This is a genomic window from Rhodanobacter sp. FW021-MT20 (assembly GCF_041107475.1).
Lineage (GTDB): Bacteria > Pseudomonadota > Gammaproteobacteria > Xanthomonadales > Rhodanobacteraceae > Rhodanobacter_A > Rhodanobacter_A glycinis.
The window spans coordinates 20,895-43,913 of sequence record NZ_JBGBPX010000012.1 but is presented as its reverse complement, the minus strand read 5'-3'; the positions used below and the strand labels follow the sequence as shown (position 1 = coordinate 43,913).

18 protein-coding genes are annotated in these 23,019 nt (G+C 66.0%); 7 read left to right on the top strand and 11 right to left on the bottom strand.

Annotated elements, in window-relative coordinates:
• The first annotated feature begins 145 nt into the window (after window positions 1–145).
• Both AB7849_RS13220 and AB7849_RS13215 read left to right on the top strand, forming a co-directional pair.
• Entirely contained in the window at window positions 146–1,627 is a 1,482-nt protein-coding gene (locus AB7849_RS13220) for a peptide MFS transporter (RefSeq protein WP_008208809.1), read from the top strand.
• Between the two features lie 155 nt (window positions 1,628–1,782).
• Window positions 1,783–3,285: a peptide MFS transporter gene (locus AB7849_RS13215; RefSeq protein ID WP_008208811.1), complete on the top strand. Its 1,503-nt coding sequence runs from the start codon at window positions 1,783–1,785 to the stop codon at window positions 3,283–3,285.
• Between the two features lie 49 nt (window positions 3,286–3,334).
• Here the strand turns inward: AB7849_RS13215 and AB7849_RS13210 are convergent, their stop codons facing one another.
• A complete protein-coding gene (locus AB7849_RS13210) occupies window positions 3,335–3,664 on the bottom strand; it encodes a YegP family protein (protein WP_008208814.1) in 330 nt (109 codons plus the stop codon).
• A gap of 217 nt (window positions 3,665–3,881) precedes the next feature.
• Here AB7849_RS13210 and AB7849_RS13205 point away from each other — a divergent pair, with 217 nt between their 5' ends.
• Window positions 3,882–5,246 carry a tryptophan--tRNA ligase gene (locus AB7849_RS13205; RefSeq protein ID WP_092704223.1) on the top strand — a complete coding sequence of 455 codons (1,365 nt, stop codon included), beginning with the start codon at window positions 3,882–3,884 and terminating at the stop codon, window positions 5,244–5,246.
• Window positions 5,247–5,271: 25 nt separating this feature from the next.
• Window positions 5,272–5,589: a hypothetical protein gene (locus AB7849_RS13200; RefSeq protein ID WP_008213426.1), complete on the top strand. Its 318-nt coding sequence runs from the start codon at window positions 5,272–5,274 to the stop codon at window positions 5,587–5,589.
• Between the two features lie 122 nt (window positions 5,590–5,711).
• Here the strand turns inward: AB7849_RS13200 and AB7849_RS13195 are convergent, their stop codons facing one another.
• The 10 genes from AB7849_RS13195 to AB7849_RS13150 form a co-directional block, all read right to left on the bottom strand.
• Window positions 5,712–7,322 (bottom strand): alpha-amylase family glycosyl hydrolase, encoded by a 1,611-nt coding sequence (locus tag AB7849_RS13195; protein ID WP_008213424.1) that lies wholly within the window; start codon window positions 7,320–7,322, stop codon window positions 5,712–5,714.
• A complete protein-coding gene (locus tag AB7849_RS13190; protein ID WP_008213422.1) occupies window positions 7,319–8,143 on the bottom strand; it encodes an alpha/beta hydrolase in 825 nt (274 codons plus the stop codon). Before AB7849_RS13190 ends, AB7849_RS13195 begins: the two co-directional genes overlap by 4 nt.
• Window positions 8,144–8,291: 148 nt before the next feature.
• Window positions 8,292–9,410 carry a zinc-binding dehydrogenase gene (locus AB7849_RS13185; RefSeq protein WP_008213421.1) on the bottom strand — a complete coding sequence of 373 codons (1,119 nt, stop codon included), beginning with the start codon at window positions 9,408–9,410 and terminating at the stop codon, window positions 8,292–8,294.
• Window positions 9,407–10,219 carry a phytanoyl-CoA dioxygenase family protein gene (locus AB7849_RS13180; RefSeq protein WP_008213418.1) on the bottom strand — a complete coding sequence of 271 codons (813 nt, stop codon included), beginning with the start codon at window positions 10,217–10,219 and terminating at the stop codon, window positions 9,407–9,409. Before AB7849_RS13180 ends, AB7849_RS13185 begins: the two co-directional genes overlap by 4 nt.
• A 235-nt stretch (window positions 10,220–10,454) precedes the next feature.
• Window positions 10,455–11,909: an MFS transporter gene (locus tag AB7849_RS13175; RefSeq protein WP_085990472.1), complete on the bottom strand. Its 1,455-nt coding sequence runs from the start codon at window positions 11,907–11,909 to the stop codon at window positions 10,455–10,457.
• Window positions 11,910–12,319: 410 nt separating this feature from the next.
• A complete protein-coding gene (locus tag AB7849_RS13170) occupies window positions 12,320–13,126 on the bottom strand; it encodes an HVA1 family protein (RefSeq protein ID WP_008213415.1) in 807 nt (268 codons plus the stop codon).
• 141 nt (window positions 13,127–13,267) lie between these two features.
• The gene (locus AB7849_RS13165; RefSeq protein WP_037100831.1) at window positions 13,268–14,515 is read right to left on the bottom strand and encodes an AGE family epimerase/isomerase; all 1,248 of its coding nucleotides are present in this window, start codon (window positions 14,513–14,515) and stop codon (window positions 13,268–13,270) included.
• A gap of 26 nt (window positions 14,516–14,541) precedes the next feature.
• Entirely contained in the window at window positions 14,542–15,516 is a 975-nt protein-coding gene (locus AB7849_RS13160; RefSeq protein WP_147628124.1) for a carbohydrate kinase family protein, read from the bottom strand.
• Between the two features lies 1 nt (window position 15,517).
• Window positions 15,518–16,858 (bottom strand): L-fucose:H+ symporter permease, encoded by a 1,341-nt coding sequence (gene fucP, locus AB7849_RS13155; protein ID WP_008212993.1) that lies wholly within the window; start codon window positions 16,856–16,858, stop codon window positions 15,518–15,520.
• A 17-nt stretch (window positions 16,859–16,875) separates the two neighbouring features.
• Complete coding sequence (locus tag AB7849_RS13150) at window positions 16,876–17,928, bottom strand: LacI family DNA-binding transcriptional regulator (protein WP_008212997.1); 1,053 nt, start codon at window positions 17,926–17,928, stop codon at window positions 16,876–16,878.
• Between the two features lie 165 nt (window positions 17,929–18,093).
• Between AB7849_RS13150 and AB7849_RS13145 the strand changes: the two genes are divergently transcribed.
• The 3 genes from AB7849_RS13145 to AB7849_RS13135 all read left to right on the top strand — a co-directional run bounded on the left by AB7849_RS13145 (window position 18,094) and on the right by AB7849_RS13135 (window position 22,811).
• Window positions 18,094–20,433: a GH92 family glycosyl hydrolase gene (locus AB7849_RS13145; protein WP_369501143.1), complete on the top strand. Its 2,340-nt coding sequence runs from the start codon at window positions 18,094–18,096 to the stop codon at window positions 20,431–20,433.
• 108 nt (window positions 20,434–20,541) lie between these two features.
• Window positions 20,542–22,368, top strand: coding sequence for a sensor histidine kinase (locus AB7849_RS13140; protein WP_369501142.1), 1,827 nt, complete (start codon window positions 20,542–20,544; stop codon window positions 22,366–22,368).
• Window positions 22,365–22,811, top strand: a complete 447-nt coding sequence (locus AB7849_RS13135; protein WP_008210744.1) for a response regulator — start codon at window positions 22,365–22,367, stop codon at window positions 22,809–22,811. Before AB7849_RS13140 ends, AB7849_RS13135 begins: the two co-directional genes overlap by 4 nt.
• Window positions 22,812–23,019: the final 208 nt, after the last annotated feature.

Genomic DNA, 23,019 nt, shown 5'->3' with positions numbered 1-23,019 from the left:
GCGCACCCTGTGCGCGAATGCTCTTGGCCGGGCCTCGCGAAAAGCCTTTCGCGCACAGGGTGCGCTCCTGCCGGGGCTTCATGACGGGTCCGGCGAAAAATCGTGAACAGGCTCCGAGAATCGCAGAGCCACGGGGAAAGCACGCATGAACCAGGCGCAAGCCGTCGCATCACCGAGCCAGCTCGGTGCCAATCGCTGGGGACATCCGCGCCAGTTGTGGATGCTGCTCGGGGTCACCGTCTGGTTCAATTTTGCCTTTTACGGATTCCGCGCCTTTCTGGCGCCGTACATTGCGCAGCATTTCTATGCCGGCCTTGGTGCCGCCGCCGCGCAGCGACAAGCGGATCTGCTGGGCAGCGGCTTTCTCGCGCTGTTGTATGCCACCCCGATTGTCGGTGGCTATGTGGCGGACAAGGTCCTCGGCGAGACGCGGGCGTTGGCGATGTCATTCTGGTTGGCGGTGCTGGCGCTGTTGCTGATGGCCTCGCCAACATTGTTCGGATTCGAGCTTGGCATGGCGTTGTGCGCGCTGGCGATCGGCCTGAGCATTCCGCTGACCGTGCTGATCGGGCGCAATTACGCCACCGACGACGCGCGCCGTGATGGCGGTTACACGCTGTATTACCTGGCCATCAACGTGGGTTCGTTCATCGCGCCCATCGTTTGCGCGTCATGGATCGGGCGCCACTACGGTTACCGCTGGGGCTTCGTTGCCGCGGCGGCGGGCATGGCGCTGAGCGCAATCTGGTTCCAGTGGCGCAAGCACAAGCTGGACCCGGTGTTGCCCAAGGGCGATCACCTGCACGGGCCGATGGCCAGCGTGTGGGTGCTGCTGGGGGTTGCCGTGCTGGTGTATCCCACCGCGCTGTTGCTCGGTTATCCCGAAGTGTTGCGCGGAGCGATGTACGTGCTGATGGGGCTGCTGGTGCTGTACTTCGTGGTCAGCTGCGTGCGCCGGCGCGATCGGGTGCAGACCCAGCGCTACCTGGCGCTGCTGGTGCTGTTCGTGGGACTGGTGGTGTTCTGGGCGTTGAGCCTGCAGGGCGTCACCTCGCTCAACTTCCTGGCGCGCGACTACGTGGACGCGCCGTGGGATTTCAGCTGGTTCCAGTCGGCCAATCCGCTGTTCATCCTGATCTTCGCGCCGTTCCTGGCGATGCTGTGGCCGTGGCTGGAGCGACGCGGTCGCGATCCGTCGACGCCACGCAAGTTCGGCATCGGCATCTTGCTGGTGGCGTTGAGCTACGGCGTGCTGGTGTATGCCATCGATCACCTGCAGGGCGCGGACGGCCACATCGGCTGGTGGACGCTGGTGCTGTGCTACCTGCTGCAGACGCTGGGCGAGCTGGCGTTGTCACCGATCGGGTACGCGCTGGTCGGTCAGCTGGCGGCGCCGGAGGAGTCCTCGCTGGCGATGGGTGGCTGGTTCTTCGGCGTGGCCATTGCCTACCAGCTGGCCGGCTGGATCGCCACGCTGACCACACACGCGTCGGCGACCGGAGCATCGGGCGGGATTGCCGAGTACGCCAGGGTCTACGGCCACGTATTCGTCTGGGGCTTGGGCGTGGCGGTGGTGTTCCTGCTGGCGGCGCCACTGGTGCGCAAGCTGATGCACGGCGTGCACTGAAAAACGGGAAGTGAGTGGAGGGGAGTGAGGGGTGAGAGAAGGCCAAAGCCCGCAACATGCCACGTCCTGGCTCTCTCTCACTCCTCACTCCCCTCCACTCACTCCTTGCTCTTGTGCTACATGTTGCGCCTTGCGAAACATCCGAAGGGGATCGCGTGAACGACACCACGACTGCTGGCAACGCACCAGCCTATCCGCAACTGCTCGGCCACCCGCGTCCGTTGTGGATGCTGTTCATGACCGAGTTCTGGGAGCGCTTCGCGTTCTACAGCGTGAGTTGGGCGCTGGCGCTGTACATCGTGGCGCAGTTCTATCACGGCGATGCCTCGGGGCAGGCGTGGGCCAGCGCGATCTTCGGTTCGTATACCGCGCTGATCTACGGCACCGGCATCTTCGGCGGCTGGGTGGCGGACAAGCTGATCGGCTACCAGCGCACCATCCTGCTCGGTGCGGCGGTGATGGCGGCCGGCCTGTTCGCGCTGGCGGTGCCGACCAAGCCGGTGCTGCTGCTGGGGCTGGCGCTGGTGATCGTGGGCGACGGCCTGTTCAAGCCGAACATTTCCTCGATGGTGGGCCAGCTTTACGCGCGCGACGATGATCGCCGCGATCGCGGCTTCACCCTGTTCTACATGGGCATCAATGCCGGTGCGCTGGTGGCGCCGCTGCTGACCGGCTGGATGGCGGCGGAATTCACCGGCACCTCGATGCAGCAGAACTACAAGCTGGTGTTCCTGGCGGCGGGCGTGGGCATGCTGCTCAGCCTGTTCTGGTTCTGGTTCGGCCGGCGCCAGTTGGGTGCGGTGGGACGACCGGCGCCGGGGCAGGCCAGCCGCTGGCGCGTGCTGTGGGTGGCGATCGGTTCGCTCGTGGCGGTGCCGCTGGTGTATCTGCTGCTGGCCAAGGTTGGTGCGAGCGGGCTGCAGTGGCTGCTGGGGCTGCTGTTCGTCGGCGTGTCCGCCATGCTGATTGCCGAGGCGCTGCGCGACGGGCGGGTGCAGGTGCATCGCGTGCTGGCGATGCTGATCATCTTCGCTTTCAACGTGCTGTTCTGGATGTTCTATTACCAGCTCGGCACCACCTTCAATTTCCTTGCCGAAAACCTGGTGGATCGCACGATGTTCGGCGGCTGGGTGTTCCCGGTGGGCTGGTTCCAGTCGGTCAGTCCGCTGGCGATCATCGTGCTGGCGCCGGTGGTGGCGCTGACGTGGGGTTGGCTGGGCAAGCGGCACTGCGAACCGTCGATTCCGCGCAAGTTCGGCCTCGGCCTGATCTTCAACGCGGTGGGTTTCGCGATCCTGGTGTATGCGCTGTCGCGCCTGCTCGGCGCCAGCGGGTTGATCCCGTTCTGGCCGCTGGTGATGTGCTACGTGATGCAGACGGTGGGCGAGCTGTGCCTGTCGCCGATCGGCCTGTCGATGGTGACCAAGCTGGCGCCGCCGAAACTGGTGGGCTTCGCGATGGGCGGCTGGTTCCTGTCGCTGGCGGTGGGCGGCAACCTGTCCGGCCTGTTCGCCAGCCGCATCACCGGCGCGCACGGGCTGACCGCGTCGGCGGCATTGTCCGGCTTCACCTTCAGCTTCTGGGTGCTGGCCGGCTCGGGCGTGTTGCTGCTGCTGATCGCGCCGCTGGTGAACCGCTTGATGCACGGGGTGAAGTAAGCCTCCGGTTCACGCCGGTTTCCGGCGTGAACCCTTGGAGCGTGGACGCTTATGTTTCGACCAGGGAAGCATCGGGTGCGTTGGCCATCACGGAGGCAATGCCGTTGTCGCGGGATCGCTCGCTTTCGTACATTTCGCTGCTGCCGATCACCTGGTGATTGGCAGCCTTCAGGTTGAAGTGGAACTTGCCGTTGACGGACGTCTTCTTCTCGAAGCGGGAGGCATCGGCCGCGTTCTTGCGCACCGACTCGATGCCGTTCTGCGCACCGCCCTTGTCGCGGTAGCCTTCGCTCTTGAGGATGATCTCGCCGTTGCCGGCCTTGAGGTTGAAGTAGATCTCGCCGTTCTTGCCGGTGAACAGGGTGAATTTGCCACTCATCGCGTTGCTCTCCTGGGGTTGGCTTGGGTCAGGGTTCAGCGTCATTCGCACAGCGGCAATTGCCTTGCAGGAATGACGGGCGGGGGCATGGAACGAATCATCGTTCGTGAAACCTGGACTCACGAGCGTGATTTTTTTGACAAACGCGTGCGTGGCCGGTCCCGTCGAGGTGTCGGGCGGGATGTCGTACACTGGCTTTTTACTTGCGCAACGCAGCATGCAGACTCGAGTCCTTACCGGCATCACCACCACCGGCACGCCCCATCTGGGCAACTACGTGGGCGCGATCCGTCCGGCGGTGGCGGCCAGCCGCCGCGCCGATGTCGACGCGTTCTACTTCATGGCCGACTACCACGCGCTGATCAAGAGCGACAATCCCGAGCGCATCGAGCGTTCGCGGCTGGAGATCGCGGCGACGTGGCTGGCTGCCGGGCTCGATCCGGGTCGGGTGACGTTCTACCGCCAGTCGGACATCCCCGAGATTCCCGAGCTCACCTGGTTCCTCACCTGCGTCACCGCCAAGGGCCTGCTCAATCGCGCGCATGCGTACAAGGCGTCGGTGGACAAGAACACGGAGGCTGGCGAGGACTCCGATGCCGGGGTCACTGCGGGGCTCTACATGTACCCGGTGCTGATGGCGGCCGACATCCTCGCGTTCAATGCGCACAAGGTGCCGGTGGGGCGCGACCAGATCCAGCATATCGAGATGGCACGCGATATCGCGCAGCGCTTCAACCACATCTACGGGCGCGAATTCTTCGTGCTGCCCGAAGTGCAGATCGAGGAGCAGGTGGCCACCTTGCCGGGGCTGGACGGTCGCAAGATGTCCAAGAGCTACGACAACACCATTCCGCTGTTCGCCGGTGGCGCCAAGCATTTGCGCGAGACGATCATGCGCATCGTCACCGATTCGCGCGCACCCGGCGAGCCGAAGAATCCGGATGATTCCGCGCTGTTCACCATTTACCAGGCCTTCGCCAGCGCCGACGAAACCGCTGCGTTTCGCCAGTCGCTGCTTGATGGCATCGGTTGGGGCGAGGCCAAGCAGCGGCTGTTCGAACGCATCGAAACCGATGTGGCACCGATGCGCGAGCAGTACGAAGCATTGATCGCCAAGCCGGCCGCGATCGAGGACATCCTGCATGAAGGCGCGCAAAAGGCGCGTGCCACCGCGACGCCGTTGCTGGCCGAATTGCGCGAGGCGATCGGCCTGCGTTCGATGGCGCGCATCCAGCCGTCGCAGAAGGCAGCCAAGGCCACGCCGGCGAAAGACAGCAAGCCGCGCTTCGCCAGTTTCCGCGACGATGAAGGCCAATTCCGCTTCCGCCTGTTCGCAACGGATGGCGAAGAATTGCTGCTGTCGGCGCCGTTTGCCGACCCCAAGGCCGCCGGCATGCTGCAGAAGCGCCTGCGCACGCTCGGTGGCGCGGCCGCCGAGCTGGCTGCGGACGCGCAGGGCGCCCACCTGAGCCTGGATGGCAACGTGGTGGCCAGCACGCCGGCGCAGGCCGATGCGGCAGCGCGCGACGCGCTGTTGCAGCGCTTGCGTGACACGCTGGACCAGCTCGCCGCGCAAGATTGACGCGGGCGCACGACGGAGTCGCCGCATGCGCTATCTCGCCCTGATGTTGCTGGCCCCGGTGCTGCTGATTTTTGCGTGGTTGTACTGGTGCTATCCGAAAAACCTGCGGCGCACCTGGCCGCGTCGGCTGTTCGACATCATCGTGCTGCTGCTCGCGGCGGTGCTGGGCGTGCACATGGCCACGCTCGGTTTCGAAGCCGTGCCGGTAGCGGAGTTGAACGAATTCGGACGCGTCAGCGGCGGCATCTGGAAGCAGGTGTTGCCGGCGCTGTACGGCTACGGTGCCTTCAGCGCCGTGCTGGCGCTGGGATTGCTCGGGCGCTTCGCGCTGTTCCGCCGGTAGTGACATCACCACAACCTCGGGCAGGAGCGGCTTCAGCCGCGATGCTTCTGACACGGGTGGTGAAAAGGCATCGCGGCTGAATCCGCTCCTACATAAACGCGGGGCGGGATATCGGCCTTGGCTTACTCCGGCGTGCCCACGATGCGAACCTGCATGGGCTGCAGTGTTGCGTCGGGCGATGTGGTGGCGTGGTTGCCTAGCAGATCCGTCCACGTGGTGGCGCGGGTGAGCTTCGGGTCGAGCCGTGGTTTTGCATCGGTCTTGCCCAGATTGACCAGCAGCAGCGTGCGCTGCGAGCCGTCTTCGCGCAGGATGCACAGCACCGTGGTGTTGTCGTCGCACAGGATGCGCTGGCTGCCTTCGCGCAGTTCCGCTCGCGCCTGGCGCAATGCCAGCAGCTTGCGGTACCAGTGGTAGAGCGAATCCGGCCGGGCCTTTTCTTCCTGCAGCGAGACGCCGTCGTTCGAGCGGTTGTAGCGGTCCGGCCACCACGGCTTGCTGCCTTCGTACCAGATCGCCGAACCGGGGGCTTGCAGGTTTGCCTGCCAGCGGAACGCCTCGCGCACGGGAATGCCGATGCCGTCGGACAGCGGGATGCCGCCGGATTTGCCGAAGTTCTTCGGCTGCATGCCGCGCATGCCCAGTTCCTGTCCGTAATAGATCAGCGGGTCGCCCTTGAGCATCAGCTCGATCGCGGCGGCAGCGCGCGCCTTGGCCTGGTCGTCGTGGAACAGCGACATGGAGCGGTCGACGTCGTGGTTTTCCAGGAAGATCACCTGATGTTTGCCCGCTGGCGTGGCGGCATCGGTGGCGCGGATGGCCTTGACGATGGCCTGCTTGTCGAGCGAAAGCAGCGCGCCGCGCAACGGGAAGGCGAACACCATGTTGACATGGCCTTGCGTCAACCACTTCGTGCCGTAACCCCAATCGGCCTGCTCGGCGAGGATGCCGAGATCCGGCCGGCGTGCTTTCAGGGCGTGGATGATCGGTGCCCAGAAGTGCGCGAACAGGTCCTTGTCCAGCCCCTTGTGATCGAGGTCGTCCATCATGTGGTCGAGGCGAAAGCCGTCCACGCCGTCGTGGCCGCTGCCGTCGCCATGCGGATCGGCCCAGAACAGCAGCAGCTTCTGGAAATACGCTTTCACCGCCGGGTTGTCGAGGTTGACCATGGCGATGCCGTAGGACTTGCCGGTGTAGCTCAGCCATTTTGCGCGGCCCATGAAGGGCTCGGCGACGCAGTGACTGGCGTCTTTCCACAGCAGGTAGTCGGCGTATTTCGCGTGCGGTTTGCAGATCGATTTGCGCCACCACGGATTGCCTTCGGCGACGTACTGGAATTCCTCGTCCAGATACACCTTCAGGCCTTGCGCATGGGCCGCACGAATGAAGGCGAAATAATCGGCCATGGTGCCGTAGGCCGGGTCGATGGCCTTGAACGCGGTGGCGAAATAGTTGTGGTAGTACGGCGAGGGCTGCAGCGGCGTGAGCAGGATTGTGGTGGCACCGAGATGCTTGATGTAGCCGAGTTTGGAGGTCAGCCCCTTGAGGTCGCCGATGCGGTCGCCGTTGGAGTCGCGGAAACTGCGGAAGAAGATCTGGTAGAACACCTGGCTGCCAGCCTGGGTGGTTGCCGGCGGTGCAGTGGTTGTTTGCGATGCGGCGGGCGCAGGCATCGCGGTCATGGCCAGCAGGCTGGCGGCGAGCAGGGTGAGCAGCGGTCGTGCGAGGTTCATGCGTCGTCCTCGGTTGCGTGCAGCACAGCGCCGAAGAAGCGCAACGTGCTTTCCAGCGTGGTCGTCCAGTAGCGCCAGTCGTGGCCACCGGCGCTCTCGGCGTAATGGTGCGCGATGCCGGCACGTTGCAGTGCGGCGTGCAGTTCGCGGTTGCTTTCCAGGTAGGGGTCGTCGAGGCCGCAGTCGATGCGCAGCGGTGGCAGCGTGTCGCCGGCACCGGCAAGCGCAGCCAGCACGCTGCGATCCGCGGGCGCCGCGCTCCAGCCGTCGCGGCGCTCCTCGATCAAGGCGTCGAATTGCCCGGCACGGGTTACCGCCGACAGTGCGGCGGCGGCGGTGAGGCGCCGTGGATACTTGCCGGCCAGTCGCAGCGCACCGAAGCCGCCCATGCTCAGGCCCGCCAGCAGCAGCGGCGAGCGCGAAGTGCAGCCATCGATCACCTCGCGTGCGAGCGCGGGCACTTCGTCGATGATCCAGCGTTCGCTGTCTTCATCCGTGTGGGCGACATAGCCTGCGCCGTCGCCCGACAAGCCATCCGAGGGCATCAGCAGCGCCACTGGTGGCAGCGCACCTTCGTCGATCAGGCGCGCGGTGGTGAGATGTGCCGCACCCTTCAACGCCCACGCCCAGTGCGATCCGTAAACGCCGTGCAGCAGCACCACGATCGGCACGTCGACCACGCCGCGCGCCGCAGGCGGCACGAACAGGGTGACATCGGCCCGTCGTCCCAGCGCCTTGCTCTTGACGGTGGCGAAGCGGAGTCCGTCCGGCGCGATGGATGGATCGGATGACTCGAGCGTGCGAAAGGTGTCCTCGCTCATGGGCGCCTCACCTGACCTGCTTTCACAGGAGCGCAGCCTGTGCGCGAGAGGCTTTTCACGGTACCCAACCAAGAGCATTCGCGCACAGGGTGCGCTCCTACCCGGACTCGGAGAGATACGTGGACGCTGGACATGGCTCCGGATTCGTTCATGCGATGCGCAACACGCCCTTGCTGCTGCGTCCCTCCAGCATGTCGTCGAAGGCTTCATCCAGCGCTTCCATCGGATAGCGATGGCTGATCAGTCCGGCGAGTTCGAGCCTGCCTTGTGCGACCCAGTCGAACAGGCGCGGGAAGTCGCGCGAGGGAACGCAGCCGCCGTACAACGGCGCGAGGTAGCGCTTGTTCCAGAACAGGTCGGTGAGCTGCAGCGTGGCCGGGCCGTGCGCGCCGCTCACCTGCAAGGCGTTGCCGCCGTTGCGCGCGAGTTGCAGCGGCAGGAAGGCCAGCGCGGGCAGGCCGGTGGCCTCGAAGGCGTGGTCCACGCCGCGGCCGTCGGTGAGCGTGCGCACATCGGTGACGAGCTGGGCGTGTCCGGTGTCGCCATCGCCTGCCAGCATGGTGTGGGTGGCGCCGAGTTCGCGCGCGCGGTCGAGGCGTGCCGGTACGCGGTCGATCGCGATGATGGTGCGCGCACCGGCGATCCGCGCGCCCTGGATCACATTGAGCCCCACGCCGCCGCAGCCGAGCACGGCCACCGAATCGCCGGGGGCGACGGCCGCCACGTTCACGGCCGAACCCACGCCAGTCATCACCGCGCAGCCCATGATGCAGGCGATATCCACGGACAGGTTGGGCGGCAACGGCGTCACCGCTTCGGCACGTACCAGCGCATAGCGCGAGAAGGTGCCGAGGTGGAAGGAGCGTTCGATCGGCTGCCCGCGCCAGCGCGTGCTGCCGGGGTGGGCGCGGCTGGTGCCGAGGCGTGCCACGTCCAGTTCGTGGGTGCGTTCGCACAGCGAGGCGGCGCCGCGTGCGCACTGCGGGCAGGTGCCGCAGGGGATCGCCCAGTTCAGCAGCACGGGTTGCGCGATTTGCAGCCCTTCCACGCCGTCGCCGAGGGCTTCCACGTAACCCGCGCCTTCGTGGCCCAGCACCAGCGGGCCGGGCCAGCGCAGCGAGGCGTGGTCGGTATGGCAGACGCCGGCGGCGCTGATCAGCACGCGCACCTCGCCCGGGCCCGGCGGGTCGACCTCGATCGTCTCGATGCCGAAGCGGCCCTGACCGTCGGTGATGATCGCCGGGCCGCGGACGACATCAGGCGTCATGTCGAGAACTCGAACAGCACCGGGTTTTTGGGCGTATCGATCACCGCATCCACTTCCGCGCCGGGGCACCAGCGTTCCCAGTCAGCCTGCTGCATGTGGTTGTCCGGCGCCTTCAGGCGCATGTCGCGATCCATGTAGATCACCGTCATCACCGCGCGCGGCTGGGCGGAGCGGTTGGGGCCGGCGCGATGGAAGGTCCAGCCCGAATGGAAACTCACCTCGCCCAGCGCGAACGGTTCGTCCACCACGCGGAAGCCGTGCGCTTCCATGTTCGCGGTGATCGCGTGTTCGCTCTCGTCGGAAATGCCCAGGTCGCGGCCGAATTCCACGTGCTGGCTGCCGGCGAAAAACGCCAGCGGCCCCATGTCCTGCGGCGCCGCCTGCAGCGGCACCCACGCGGTGATGGTGCGATCGCTGGCCACCGGCCAGTAATACTGGTCGGCGTGGGCCGGCGTGATGCCGCCAGCCGGTTCCTTGTACAGCGACTGGTCGTGGTACAGCCGCACGCCGTCCACTTGCATGAGCGCCGCGGCGAGCCCGGCGAGGCGCTTGCCGAACACGAACTCGCGCACGGTGTCGCTTTCCTCCCACAGATTCATCACCTGCAGGAAGGCGCGATCGTACGTGCTGCGTTCTTCCAGCGGTTTCGTCTGTGTGTTCAGCGCGATGGTGAGGCGGGTGATCTCCTCGCCGTAATGGCGCAGCTCGTCGGCGTTGAACACGTCCTTGAGCTTGATGAAGCCGTCGCGCCGATAGTCGGCGATCTGCTGCGGCGACAGCGGATAGGGTCGATCGAGATCGATCGTCATGTCGTGGTTCCTGTCATGAGCATGCGCGGTGGCTGCTGCGCGATGGACTTATCGTAGGAACGGCGGCGTTCGCAAACATCGGCGGGACGTGTCGAATGACGCGCCGAAACTGTCGGATTCATGACCTGTCGCGGACCTTCATACGCTCCCGTAGGAGCGCACCTTGTGCGCGAAAGGCCCTCGCGGAAGACTTGCGCAATCCCCTGTCAAAGGCATTCGCGCACAGGGTGCGCTCCTACGTGCCAGTACGCTCGGTTGGCTGCACCCGAAGCGTGAATAGCCCGGCAGCGACCAGACTGGCGCCGCCCAGCACCAACGCCCATACCGGCTGGCCATGGAAGAACAGCTTCAGTAATCCACCCAGTACGCTGGCCGCGATCAACTGCGGGATCACGATGAAGAAATTGAAGATGCCCATATAGACGCCCATCTTGGCGGCGGGCAGGTTGTCCGACAGCATCGCGTACGGCAGCGACAGGATCGATGCCCAGGCAAAGCCCACGCCCAGCATCGGCAGCAGCAACCAGTTCGGGTCGCGGATGAACAGGAACGCCAGCAAGCCCGCGCCGCCCAGCCACAGGTTGACCAGGTGACTGACGCGCAAGCCCCAGCGCCGCACCATCAGCGGGATGATAAACGCCGCCAGCGCGGCGCAGCCGTTGTAGGCGGCGGACAGCACGCCGACCCAGTTGGCGCCCTCGTTGTACAGCGCCGAATGCGGGTCGGTGGTGCCGAACTGCACCTGGGTCACAGTGGCGGTGGTGTAGATCCACATCGCGAACATCGCGAACCACGAGAACAGTTGCACCCAGGCCAGTTGGCGCATCGCCACGGGCATCACGTGCAGGTCGCCCAGCACGTGGCCGAGCATGCCGCGCTTTTGCGCCAGCACCGGACGTAATGTCAGCGTTGCTTCGTAGCCGATCAGCAACAGGCCGTAGACCACCAGGCCGCCGGCGAGCAGGTACATCTCCTGGCGCAGTTGGAAGTGCGCGATCAGCAACGCGCCGAGCACGCCGGCCAGCAACCACGCGGCGCCATTGCGCCAGATGCCGCGCAGGTCGGGCAGCGCGCTGTTGTCGGGTACGGGATCGAAGGCCTGCAGCTGTTCCGGCGGATACTCGCGCGTGGTGAACACCGTCCACAACACCGCACCCAGCAACGCCACGCCGCCGGCGTAGAACGCATACTTCACGGTGTCGGGGATGCCGCCGTCCGGCGCCACGTTGCTGACGCCCATGTGCGCCAGCAGCCACGGCAGCATCGAGGCGATCACCGCGCCCACGCCGATGAAGAAACTCTGCAGCAGGTAACCGCGCGGGCGCTGGCGCTCCGGCAGCTGGTCGGCGACGAAGGCGCGGAACGGTTCCATCGCCACGTTGAAGGTGGCGTCCATCAGCCACAGCAGCACCGCCGCCATCCACAGCACGCCGGCATTCGGCATCCAAAACAGCGCCACGGTGGCAAGCACCGCGCCGGCAAGGAAGTACGGGCGGCGGCGACCCAGGCGCGTCCAGGTGCGGTCGGAGCAGTGGCCGATGATCGGCTGCACGATCAGGCCGGTCAGCGGCGCGGCGATCCACAGCACCGGAATCTGTTCCAGCGACGCGCCCAGGGTCTGGAAGATGCGGCTGACGTCGGCCGTCTGCAGCGCGAAGCCGAACTGGATGCCGAGGAAGCCGAAGCACATGTTCCAGATTTGCCGGAACGACAGCTCGGGCTTGGCGCGTGTGGCGCCGGGTTCGGTCAACACGAAAGCGTCCGATGGCGGGTTGCGGCGGTCGGCTTCAACGGTCGTCTCCTGGGAGCTTGTCAGGCTTCGGTGGCCGCGTTCGCGGGTGTCCGCCCTAGGCTAGGCCGTATCGCGGTGCAACAACCAGCGCTTGCATACGTATTCATGGCTGGAGTGCCTGCATGCGGCGGGCATACGGAGGCACCAGCGGACCATCGGCGCTCGTGCTCCCTCCCCTGCAAGGTGGCAGGGGAGGGTTGGGGTGGGGTGCTCTTGACCGTGGGCGTCGAGGTACGCCGTGAACCCCCTCCCAGCCTCCCCCTGCTTGCAGGGGGAGGAGCGGGGACCAGTCGCTGGTGCGTCGGGAATCAGTCGTCCCGCGGCGGTGCCGGCGTCTTCAGCTTGCGCAGCGGCTTGCCCTTGTGCAGTGCCACATGGTCGGTCTTGTCGCTGCGGATTTCGTACTGCGGATCGTCTTTGCTGGCGTGGTGGGTATAGCCCTTCCAGTTCACGTCACTGGTGTGCACCTTGGTGATGGTGCCGCGTACGCGACCGGCTTCGGAGTTCCAGCTGACGTGGTCGCCGACCTGGTATGTGCGTGCCATGGCAGGTTCCTCGCGGATGGAGTGGTCGGGAGAGATCAATCCCGGGTAGATCAAGCCTTCGCCACATGCTTGCGCCGCCGGCGTCATCGCGGCGTGTTCGGCGTGATGCGGGCCGAGGATGTGCCACACCTCGCGGCCTGCATGCAGCAGGTAATCGGTGACGATGCGGCGGTGGCAGCGCCACCACACCGCTTCGGCGCACATCACCGCACAGCGGCGCCTGGCCGAGCAGGCCAGCAGTTCGGCCAGACCTTCGCGGAAAGCTGCGGTGAGCGCGTAGTCGGCGTAACGGCGAAAGGCGGGATGTTCCCACCAGGTGTTGCGCGACTCAGCCGTGCGGCCGCCGCGCCGGCCACCCAGCGTGGCGATGTGCCGATAGCCGATGCCGTGTGCGGCCAGGGTTTCGCGCAGCGTGTCCTGGTCGTACTGCGGATGGCGGCGCGAACCGGGCAGGCGTCGCACGTCCACGATTTCTTCCACGCTGTTTTCGGCCAGCAGGGCGAGGAAGTCCTCGATCGGGCGGGTCGAGTGGCCGATGGTGAAGACGGGTAGGGCGGGTGACGTGGGCATGTCGTGCAGCGTGCCACGGGAAGGGTCGAGGCGATGTCACTGCGTAGCCGGTTGTAGGAGCGCACCCTGTGCGCGAAGCTTTCCGTCATGTGACGAAGAGCCTCGCGCACAGGGTGCGCTCCTACAGGTGGCGTCGAGATTTCAGGGCTTGCCGCCACTCCGGATCAACGCCAGCATTTCGTGGCAGGCGCCCATGGTGTGGTAGTCGGTCTTGCCGGCGGGGCTTTTCTCGTCGTCGTACTTGCGGTTGTCCTGGGTGAGGATGCGATACCAGGCGCCGTAACGATGGTCGACCAGGTGCTGCCACGCGTAGGCCCACAGCTTGCCGTACCACGCGTCGTAGGCGGACTCGCCACTGGCCGCGTGCAGCAGGCCGGCGGCAGCCAGCGATTCGGCCTGCACCCAGAAATACTTGTCGCCGTCGCAGACGCTGCCGTCGGGGGCGAAGCCGTAGCACAGGCCACCGTGCTCGTTGTCCCAGGCGTGTTCGACGGCGGCGTCGAACAAATGGCGCGCGGTGGGCAGCAGCCACTCCGGCGCCTGGCGTCCGGCAACGGGCAGTTCGCGCTGCAGGATCATCAGCAGCTTGGCCCACTCGGTCTGGTGGCCGGGCTGGAAACCCCAGGGACGGAACAGGTTGCGCGGGTCGTCCTTGTTGTAGTCCGGGTCGATGTTCCATTGCAGGTCGTAGTGTTCCCACACCAGTCCGCCGGCCTTGGCGGCCTGGCGACGGGTCATGTGGTCGGCCAGCAGCAGGGCACGGTCGAGGTAGCGTTCCTCGTGGCTGGCCTGCCATGCGGCGAGCATCGCTTCGCACATGTGCATGTTGGCGTTCTGGCCGCGGTAGTCGCTGAAGTGCCAGTTCGCGTCGGCCTCGTCGCGATACAGGCCGGCGTCGGCGTCCCAGAAACGCTGTTCGAGCAGATTCCAGGTTTCGTCCATCCACGGCACGGCTTCGTCGAAGCCGGCCTTGCGCGCGGTGGCGTAGGCCAGCAGCACGAAGGCGACGCCGTAGGCGTGGTTGGTGCGATCTTCCGGCTGGCCGTCGCGAATCGTCCAGGTGTAGCCGCCGGTTTGCGGGTTGCGGTGCGTTTCGCGCAGGTAGCGCAAGCCGTGGCGGGTGGCGTCGAGGTAGTCGCGCTGCAAGGTCGCGTCGCCGCCGAATTCCATCGCGGCCATCGCGTAGTTGAAGACGAAGCGCGTGCTGCTGACCAGGTGGCGATGGCTGCGATCGTAGATCGCGCCGTCGTCCTTGAAGTACTGGAAATAGCCGCCGGCCGGATCGATGACGTGCGGGTGATAGAACGCCATGGTGTCGGCGATGTGCTGACGCAGGACATCGGCCGAGCGGAAGTCGGGCAGCGGTTCGGCGGGAAGGTGGGGGGGCATGCGTGGCGAATTCATGAGTGGCTGATTCAAGAGTGAGTTTCCATGAAGGCCTGGACTTCGGCGTCGTCGGGCATCGCGGTGAACGAACCCTGGCGCGTCACGGTGAGTGCACCGGCGGCAGCGGCGAAGCGCAGCGTGGAATGCAGCCGCGGCAGCTCGGCAACCAGGGCGGGCAATTCGTTGGGATTGATCGCCTGCACGGCGAGTCGGTACAGCAGGCTGCCGACGAAGGCATCGCCGGCGGCGGTGGTGTCGACCGCAGGCACGCGGTAGGCCGGCAGCTCGCCATCCGCATCCGGTGCGAACCAGCGCAGCGAGGCGTCGCCGTCGGTCACCACCAGCAGCCGCGTGTGGCCCTGCCACAGGCGTTCGAGCACGGCGGCTTCGCCATCGGTGGCGAGGTAGGCGAATTCCTCGGCGCTGAGTTTCACCAGGTCGGCCAGGGTCAATGCATCCCACAGCGTGGGATGCGCATCGGCACCGGCCGGCCACAGCGCAGGGCGCAGGTTGAGGTCGAAGCTGACCAGCGCGCCGGCGGCGCGAGCGCGGCGCATGCCTTCGCGGGTGGCTTCGGCCAGGGCCGGGTCGGTCATGCTGTTGGAGCAGACGTGGAAGATCGCGGTATCGGCGAAGGCTTCGGCGCGGAAATGGCGCGGCCGGAACAGCAGGTCGGCCGAGGGTGGCCGGTAGAAGCTGAAGCTGCGCTCGCCACGTGCGTCCAGTGCCACGAAGGCCAGTGCGGTATTGGCTTCATCGGTGCGCACCACGTCGTCCACACCCACGCCGGCGCGATGCAGGCTGTCCAGCAGCAGGTCGCCGAACAGGTCGCTGCCGAGCATGCCGGCGAAACGGGCTTGCCCACCCAGGCGCGCCACCGCCACCGCCACGTTGGCCGGGGCGCCGCCGGCGAAGGGTACGAAGGCGCGCGGGTAGCCGTGGCCATCCGTGCCTTCGGCATGGAAATCGATCAGTGCTTCACCAAAACAGAGGATGGATCTCATGTCAGACGGATGCCTCCGTGGTGGGCGCCGCGGCAGGCGTTGGCGTGCGGATCTTCGAACCCGACACGCCATAGAACACGATGTAGGCGTAGCACAGCAGCGGCAGCACGAAGGCGTGCTGCAGGCCGATGTGGTCGGCCAGTACGCCGAGCAGGTACGGGATCACCGCGCCGCCCACGATGGCCATGATCAACAGGCTCGACGCCTTGCTGGTCATCGGCCCGAGTCGCTCGATGCCGAGTGCGAAGATGGTCGGGAACATGATCGAGTTGAACAGCCCGATGATGATGATGCTGAACATCGCCACGTTGCCGTGGGTGCTCATGGTGGTGAGCACCAGCAGCGCGTTGATCACCGCAAAGACACTCAGCAGCTTGCGTGGCGACAGGAACGCCATCAGCCACGAACCGAGGAAGCGCCCGACCATCGCGCCGCCCCAGTAGAACGAGGTGTAGTAGGCCGCCTGCTGCTCGCTGATGTGGCCGATGTCCGGCATCGCCAGGTAGTTCACCATGGCGCTGCCGATCGACACTTCCGCGCCGACGTAGAAGAAAATGCCGAGCACGCCGAACAGCACGTGCGGATGACGCAGCACGTCGGCATAGGTGTGGTGGCCCACGTCGGCCTGGTCGGTGGCTTCGCGCAGGGCGGGGAGGCGGAACAGCCACACGAACACGGCCAGCAGGAACAGCACGATGGCCAGGCCGATATACGGCCCCTGCACGGCATGCGCCTGCTGCGCCTGGTAGGCGAGCTGGTCGGCGCCGGCCATGTGCGCGATGTCGTCAGGGCTTTTCACCACCGCCGACAGGATCAGCTTGCCGCCGAACCACAGCGCCAGCGCGGTACCCAGCGAGTTCAGCGCTTGCGCCAGGGTGAGGCGGCTGGAGCTGGTGCGCTCCGGGCCGAGCAGGGATACGTATGGATTGGCGGCCACCTGCAGCACGGTGATGCCGGTGGCGAGCACGAACAGCGCGCCGAGGAATGCGTCGTACAGATGCAGCGCCGCGGCGGGCCAGAAGCCGAGCGCGCCGATGCCGGCGATGGCCAGTCCCGCCACCACGCCGTTCTTGTAGCCCAGCCGGGCGACCAGCTTGCCGGCCGGCAGCGCCATCAGGAAGTACGCGCCGAAGAAGGTCGACTGCACCAGCATCACCTGGGCGTAATCGAGCTGGAATGTCGATTTGAGGTGCGGAATCAGGATGTCGTTCAGTGCGGTCAGCAGACCCCACATGAAGAACACCGTGGTGATCACGCCCAGGGCCATCGGGAAGTCGGTATAGCGCTGGCCTCCGCCGGGGGCGGGCGTGGACTGGCTGGCAGGCGGTGCAGTGAAGGCCATGCGGATTCTCCCTGGAATCAGGCGGCGGGTGGTGGGCAGCTGCTTTCGCGCACGACCAGCTTCACCGGTGCAATGGTGTGGCCGACGGGCGTGTCGGGATGTTGCAGACGCTGCATCAGCAGCGCGGCGGCTTGCTTGCCGCGTTCGCGCGGCACGGTGGACAGCGTGGTGAGCGGCGGCATGCTCACCTGTGCTTCGGCGATATCGTCGAAGCCGGTGATCGCGAAATCATGGCCGGGGCGGCGACCGTGCTGGTACAGGCCCAGCATCAGGCCCAGCGCCACGGCGTCGTTGTAGCAGACCGCCGCGGTGGGCGAGGTCTTGCCGGCGAACAGCGCCGCGGTCTGGCGGGCGGCGTCCAGGCGGGTGGGCGCGCTTTCGACCATCCAGTGCGATTCCACGCGCAGTCCGGCCGCGTGCATCGCCTGTCGATAGCCCTCGCGGCGCTGGCGGCACGAGCTGGAGTCGCGATGGCCGCCGAAGAAGGCGATGCGCTTGTGGCCTAGTGCGATCAGGTGCTCGGTGGCCATTTGCGCGCCGCGCTGGTTGTCCAGCGCCAGCGTGTCCCAGTGGGCGATCTCGGGCACGCTGCCGTCCAGCTCGCAGTTGAACAGCAGCAGCGGCATGTGGCTGCCCACCGCCGCCAGTACCTTGCGTGCATCGCTGCCTTCGGCCGGCGACAGGATGATGCCGCCCGGACCGTGTTCCACCAGCGAGCCGAGCACGGCCTCTTCGCGCGCGGGCGATTCGGCGGTGCTGCCCAGCAACGTGACGAAGCCGGCGCCGGCGACCGCTTCGTCCACGCCGGCGGCGAATTCGGCGAAGAACGGGTTGGCCAGGTCGTTGAGCACCAGCGCGATACTGGATGACGTGCGGCGGCGCAGATTGGCGGCGGCGCGGTTGTAGACGTACCCTTGGCGGCGCAGTTCCTCTTCCACCCGCGCTCGCGTGTGTTTGTTCACCAGCGGACTGCCCCGCAACACCAGCGACACGGTGGCGCGCGAGACATTGCAGCCAGCCGCGATATCGCTCAGGGTGACCTTGCGTCGAACCTGCGGAGTGCTTCCCATCGTGGATGTTCCCCGGTTTGTAACGATCCAAATGTAACCGAATCTTGCCGATTGCGGGAGATTCGTGATAGCTGCAGTGCAGCATGCAGGCTTTGCCGGTGGGTGCTAGCTTGCTGCATTTATAACGATCCAAATGGCCGGCTGGCCCGCAACCGAGGAATCCCGATGACCCGTCGTCCATCCCGCTTCTGGCTTCCCGCCTTGCTCACCGCCGCGGTCGGCCTGTGGCCGGCGCTGGCGTCCGCCGCCGCGCCCGGGCATGCCGGCTCGGTCGATCCGAGCATCGGTACCGGTGGCGATGGCCATACCTTTCCCGGCGCCACGGTGCCGTTCGGCATGATCCAGTTGTCGCCGGATACCGCGATGCCGGATTTCAAGCATGCCTACAAGTGGGCCGCGGGTTACCAGTATGGCGACCCGACCATCATGGGCTTCTCGCACACGCATTTCTCCGGTTCCGGTCATTCGGACATGGGCGACGTGCTGGTGATGCCGATTGCCGGCGACGTGAAGCTGGACCCGGGTGACCCGACCAAGCCGGGCAGCGGTTACCGCTCGCGCTTCAGCCATGCCACCGAAGTGGAGCACGCCGGCTATTACGCAGTGACGCTGGCGGATTACGGCGTGCGTGCCGAGCTGACCGCCGGGCGTCGCGTGGGCTGGCATCGCTACACCTTTCCCAAGGACAAGCCGGCGCATGTGCTGCTCGACCTGCGCCCCAGCATCTACGACTACCCGGGCAAGGTGCTGTGGGCGCGCCTGCGCGTGCGCCCGGACGGCACCGTCAGCGGTTGCCGCACCACTCGCGGCTGGGCGCCGGGGCGGCAGCTCTGCTTCGCGATGCGCTTCAACCAGCCGATGGTCTCGCGCACGCTGTACGACCGCGAGACGAACGTGGTCTACAAGGGTTTCAAGGGCCCAGGCAACCAGCCGCAGGACCACGATGCCGAGAACGGCCGCGCGCTGGAAGGCGTGTTCGACTTCGGCAAGCTGAAGTCGCCGCTGGTGGTGAAGGTGTCCATATCGTCGGTAAGCGAGGCGAACGCGATCGCCAACCTCGACCAGGACGGCAAGGGCTGGGATTTCGATGCCCGCCGTGCCGAGGCCACCGCGATGTGGAACAAGGCGCTGTCGTCGATCGACGTGTCCGGCACGAAGACACAGCGGACCCAGTTCTACACCGCGCTCTACCACGCGATGCTGTCGCCCACGCTGAGCATGGACGTCAATGGCGAATACCGCGGGCCGGATCATGAAGTGCACACGGCCAAGGGCTTCGACTTCTATTCGAGCTGGTCGTTGTGGGACGTCTATCGCGCGCAGCAGCCGTTGATGGTGTTGCTGCGGCCGGATCTCAGCACCGATTTCATCCAGTCACTGATCGCCGCGCAGCAGGCCAGCCCGTTCGGCATCCTGCCGGTGTGGGCGTACCAGGGGCTGGAGACCTGGTGCATGATCGGCTACCACGCGGTGCCGGTGATTGCCGATGCGTACCTGAAGGGCGTGCGCGGTTTCGATGCCAACGCCGCGATGAAGGCGATGGTCGCCAGCGCCACCTATGGCCCGTACGGTGACCTGGCCGACTACATGAAGCTTGGCTACGTGCCGATCGACAAGGAGCCGGAAGCCGCCTCCAAGACCCTGGAATATGCCTACGACGACTGGTCGCTGGCGCAGATGGCCAAGGCGATGGGCAAGACCAGGATTGCCGCCACCTTCGACAAGCGCGCCACCAACTGGCGCAACGCGTGGGATCCGAAAACCGGCTTCATGCGCGCCAAGCTCAGCAACGGCCAGTTCCGCACGCCGTTCGATCCCACCTATGCCGGCTACGGCAGCGATTACACCGAAGGCAACGCGTGGCAGTACTCGTGGTACGTGCCGCAGGACGTGGCCGGGCTGATCACGGCGATGGGCGGCGATGCGAAATTCGATGCCAAGCTGGATGAACTGTTCGACGCCAAGGTCGATCCGTCGCACTTCAAGAACGTGGAAGACATCACCGGCCTGATCGGCTGGTACGCCCACGGCAACGAGCCCAGCCATCACATCGCCTATCTGTACGACTACGCCGGCGAGCCGTGGAAGACGCAGGAGCGGCTGAAGCAGATCATGGAGACCCAGTACGCCGCGCGACCGGATGGCCTCAGCGGCAACGACGACCTCGGCCAGATGTCGGCCTGGTACATCTTCACCGCGCTGGGCTTCTACCCGGTGACACCGGCCAGCGACCAGTACGCGATCGGCCGACCGTTCGTGCCGAAGGCGGTGATCCATCTGACCAACGGCCATACCTTCACCGTGGTGGCCGATCACCTTGATGCCGCGCATCCCTATGTGGGCAAGGTGACGCTGAACGGCAAGCCGCTGGACCGGGTGTATCTGCACCACGCCGAGATCCTTGCCGGCGGCGAGCTGCACTTCACCATGCAGGCCACGCCGAATCGCAGCTGGGGGCATGATCTTGCGGCGCGTCCGACGTCGATGAGCCGGTACGGGCAGTAATCGTGGTTTCCGGACTCCCGCGCCATGCATGGCGCGGGGTCGGCACGGTGATCCCGCGCACACGGGGCAGGCTGGCGCGCTTGCGGAAACATGCCAGAATGCCTCGTCATGCCTATGAGGGACCCGACGATGATCCGTAGGGGGATGCGGGATGTGGTGGCGCTGCGCTGGCGCATCGTCAGCCTGCTGTTCGCCGTGCTCGTGATCGTTGCGCTTCCCTACATGATTACCCGCAGCGGTGCGCAACAGGCGTTGGGTGCCGGTGCGCAGGTCACCCGCTCGGCCGAGACCAGCGCGCTGGTCTACCGCATCGCCTATGTGGTGCGCGACAGCGAGGCGGCGATCCACCGATTGATCGGCGGTGAACACACCGCGACCGAATTGGCCCGCGCGCAACGTGCCGACCACGACGTGCCGCAATTGCTGGAATCCCTGCGCGAGCGAACCAGCGACAACGCCGGACAACAGCGGCTGGTGACCTCGCTGGCCGCCGCCGTGGCGGGACGGCTGGCGCTGATGGACCAGGCCTTGCTGTTGTATCAGCGCGGTGACGCGGCCGGTGCCAATGCCTCCATGCGCGATGCCAGCCGGCTGTACAACATCGACAGCCTGACCACGCACATGGCCGCCAGCCAGGAAGGCATCCTGGAGCAGCGGCGCCTCGATGCGCAGAAGCAATCGTTCGACAGCAGCCTGGTGCTGGGCATCACCGCGGCGGCGCAGATCCTGTTGCTGGTCATCGTGGTGGTGGTGTCCGAACGACAGATCGGCAAGCGCCTGCGGGCGGAGACGCGCGAAGAACAGGCCGTGCGACGTTCGCGCCTGATCGTGCAGACGGTGCGCGAGCCGATCGCGCTGCTCGACGAAGATCTGTGCACGCTGCTGGTCAATGCGGCCTTCAGCGAGTTGTACGGCGTGGCGCAGGATGTCCGTGCGCAGCCGCTGGCCGGGATCGGCGATGGTGCGTGGAGCGATGGCGCGCTGCTGCAGCGGCTCACTGACGTGCTGGTACGCGACCGCGAGCTGTGGGATTACGAACTGATCCAGCGCACCGTCGACGACGTGGAACGTCACGTGGTGATCAACGCGCGCCGGTTGCAGCAGGACAACGACAAGCCCGCGTTGCTGCTGACGGTGAGCGACGTCACTGCGCGCGCGCTGGTCGAGCAGCAGGTGAACGACCTCAACCGCCAGCTCGAAGGCAAGGTGGCGCAGGTTTCCGACGTCAATCGCGAGCTGGAGGCGTTCAGTTATTCCGTCTCGCACGACCTGCGTGCGCCGTTGCGCCATATCGCCGGTTTTGCCGGCAAGCTGGAGCAACACCTGGGCGACCAGGCCGACGAGCGCGCGCATCATTACCTGGACGTGATCGGCGACGCGTCGAAGCGGATGGCCCAGCTGATCGACGACCTGCTGGTGTTCTCGCGGCTGGGGCGCGGCGCTCTGCGACTGCAACCGGTGGACATGCAATCGCTGGTGGAGGAGGCGCGTGCGATGGCCGAGTCGGAGGTCACCGGGAGGCACATCACCTGGAAGATCGATCCGTTGCCGATCGTCATCGGCGACGAAAACATGCTGCGCACCGTGTGGCAGAACCTGATCGGCAACGCGGTGAAATACACCGGCCATCGCGAGGATGCGCACATCCAGGTCACCACGCGGCGCACGCGCCAGGGCGACCACGAATTTACCGTCGCCGACAACGGCGCCGGTTTCGACATGCAGTACGCCGGCAAGTTGTTCGGCGTGTTCCAGCGGCTGCATCGCTCCTCCGAGTTTCCCGGCAACGGCATCGGCCTGGCCAACGTGCGGCGCATCATCACGCGCCACGGTGGCCGCACCTGGGCCGAAGGCGAGCCGGACGAAGGGGCACGTTTCCACTTCACGCTTTCGGCCGCCGAGCCGACGCCATTCCATACACGAGAGACTTCATGAAACAAGCTTTGCTGCGTCCCATCCTGCTGGTCGAAGACAGCCAGGCCGATGCCGAGATGGCGATGGATGCACTGCGGGAGGCCAACCTGGCCAACCCGGTGGTGCACGTCGAGGATGGCGTGGATTGCCTGGACTGGCTGTACGCGCGCGGCGCTTTCGATGGCCGCTGCAGCGGCGACCCGGCGGTGGTGCTGCTGGACATCAAGATGCCGCGCATGGACGGGCTGGAGGTGCTTACCCAAATGCGCCAGGACGAAAGGTTTCGCCGCGTGCCAGTGGTGATCCTGTCGTCCTCGCGCGAGGAACGCGACCTGGCGCGCAGTTGGGACCTGGGTGCCAACGCCTATGTGATCAAGCCGGTGGACGTGGCGCAGTTTTTCGACGCCGTGCGTACGCTGGGTCAATTCTGGGCGGTGCTGAACCAGTCACCGGAGCCCGAGTGAAACAACCTAGGAGCGTGGGCGGCAGAAATCCTCCGGGCTGCAAAAGTGTCTGCGTGGTCCATATTTCCGTCGCTTCTTGGCCCATAGAACCACTATGGACCGGCGAATCGTCGAAAATCTGTCCTCACGCAGCCACTTTTTCGCCTCGAAAGTTTCTACCGCCCACGCTCCGTACACGTCGAACGGCAACAGACAGGGATATCGTGGC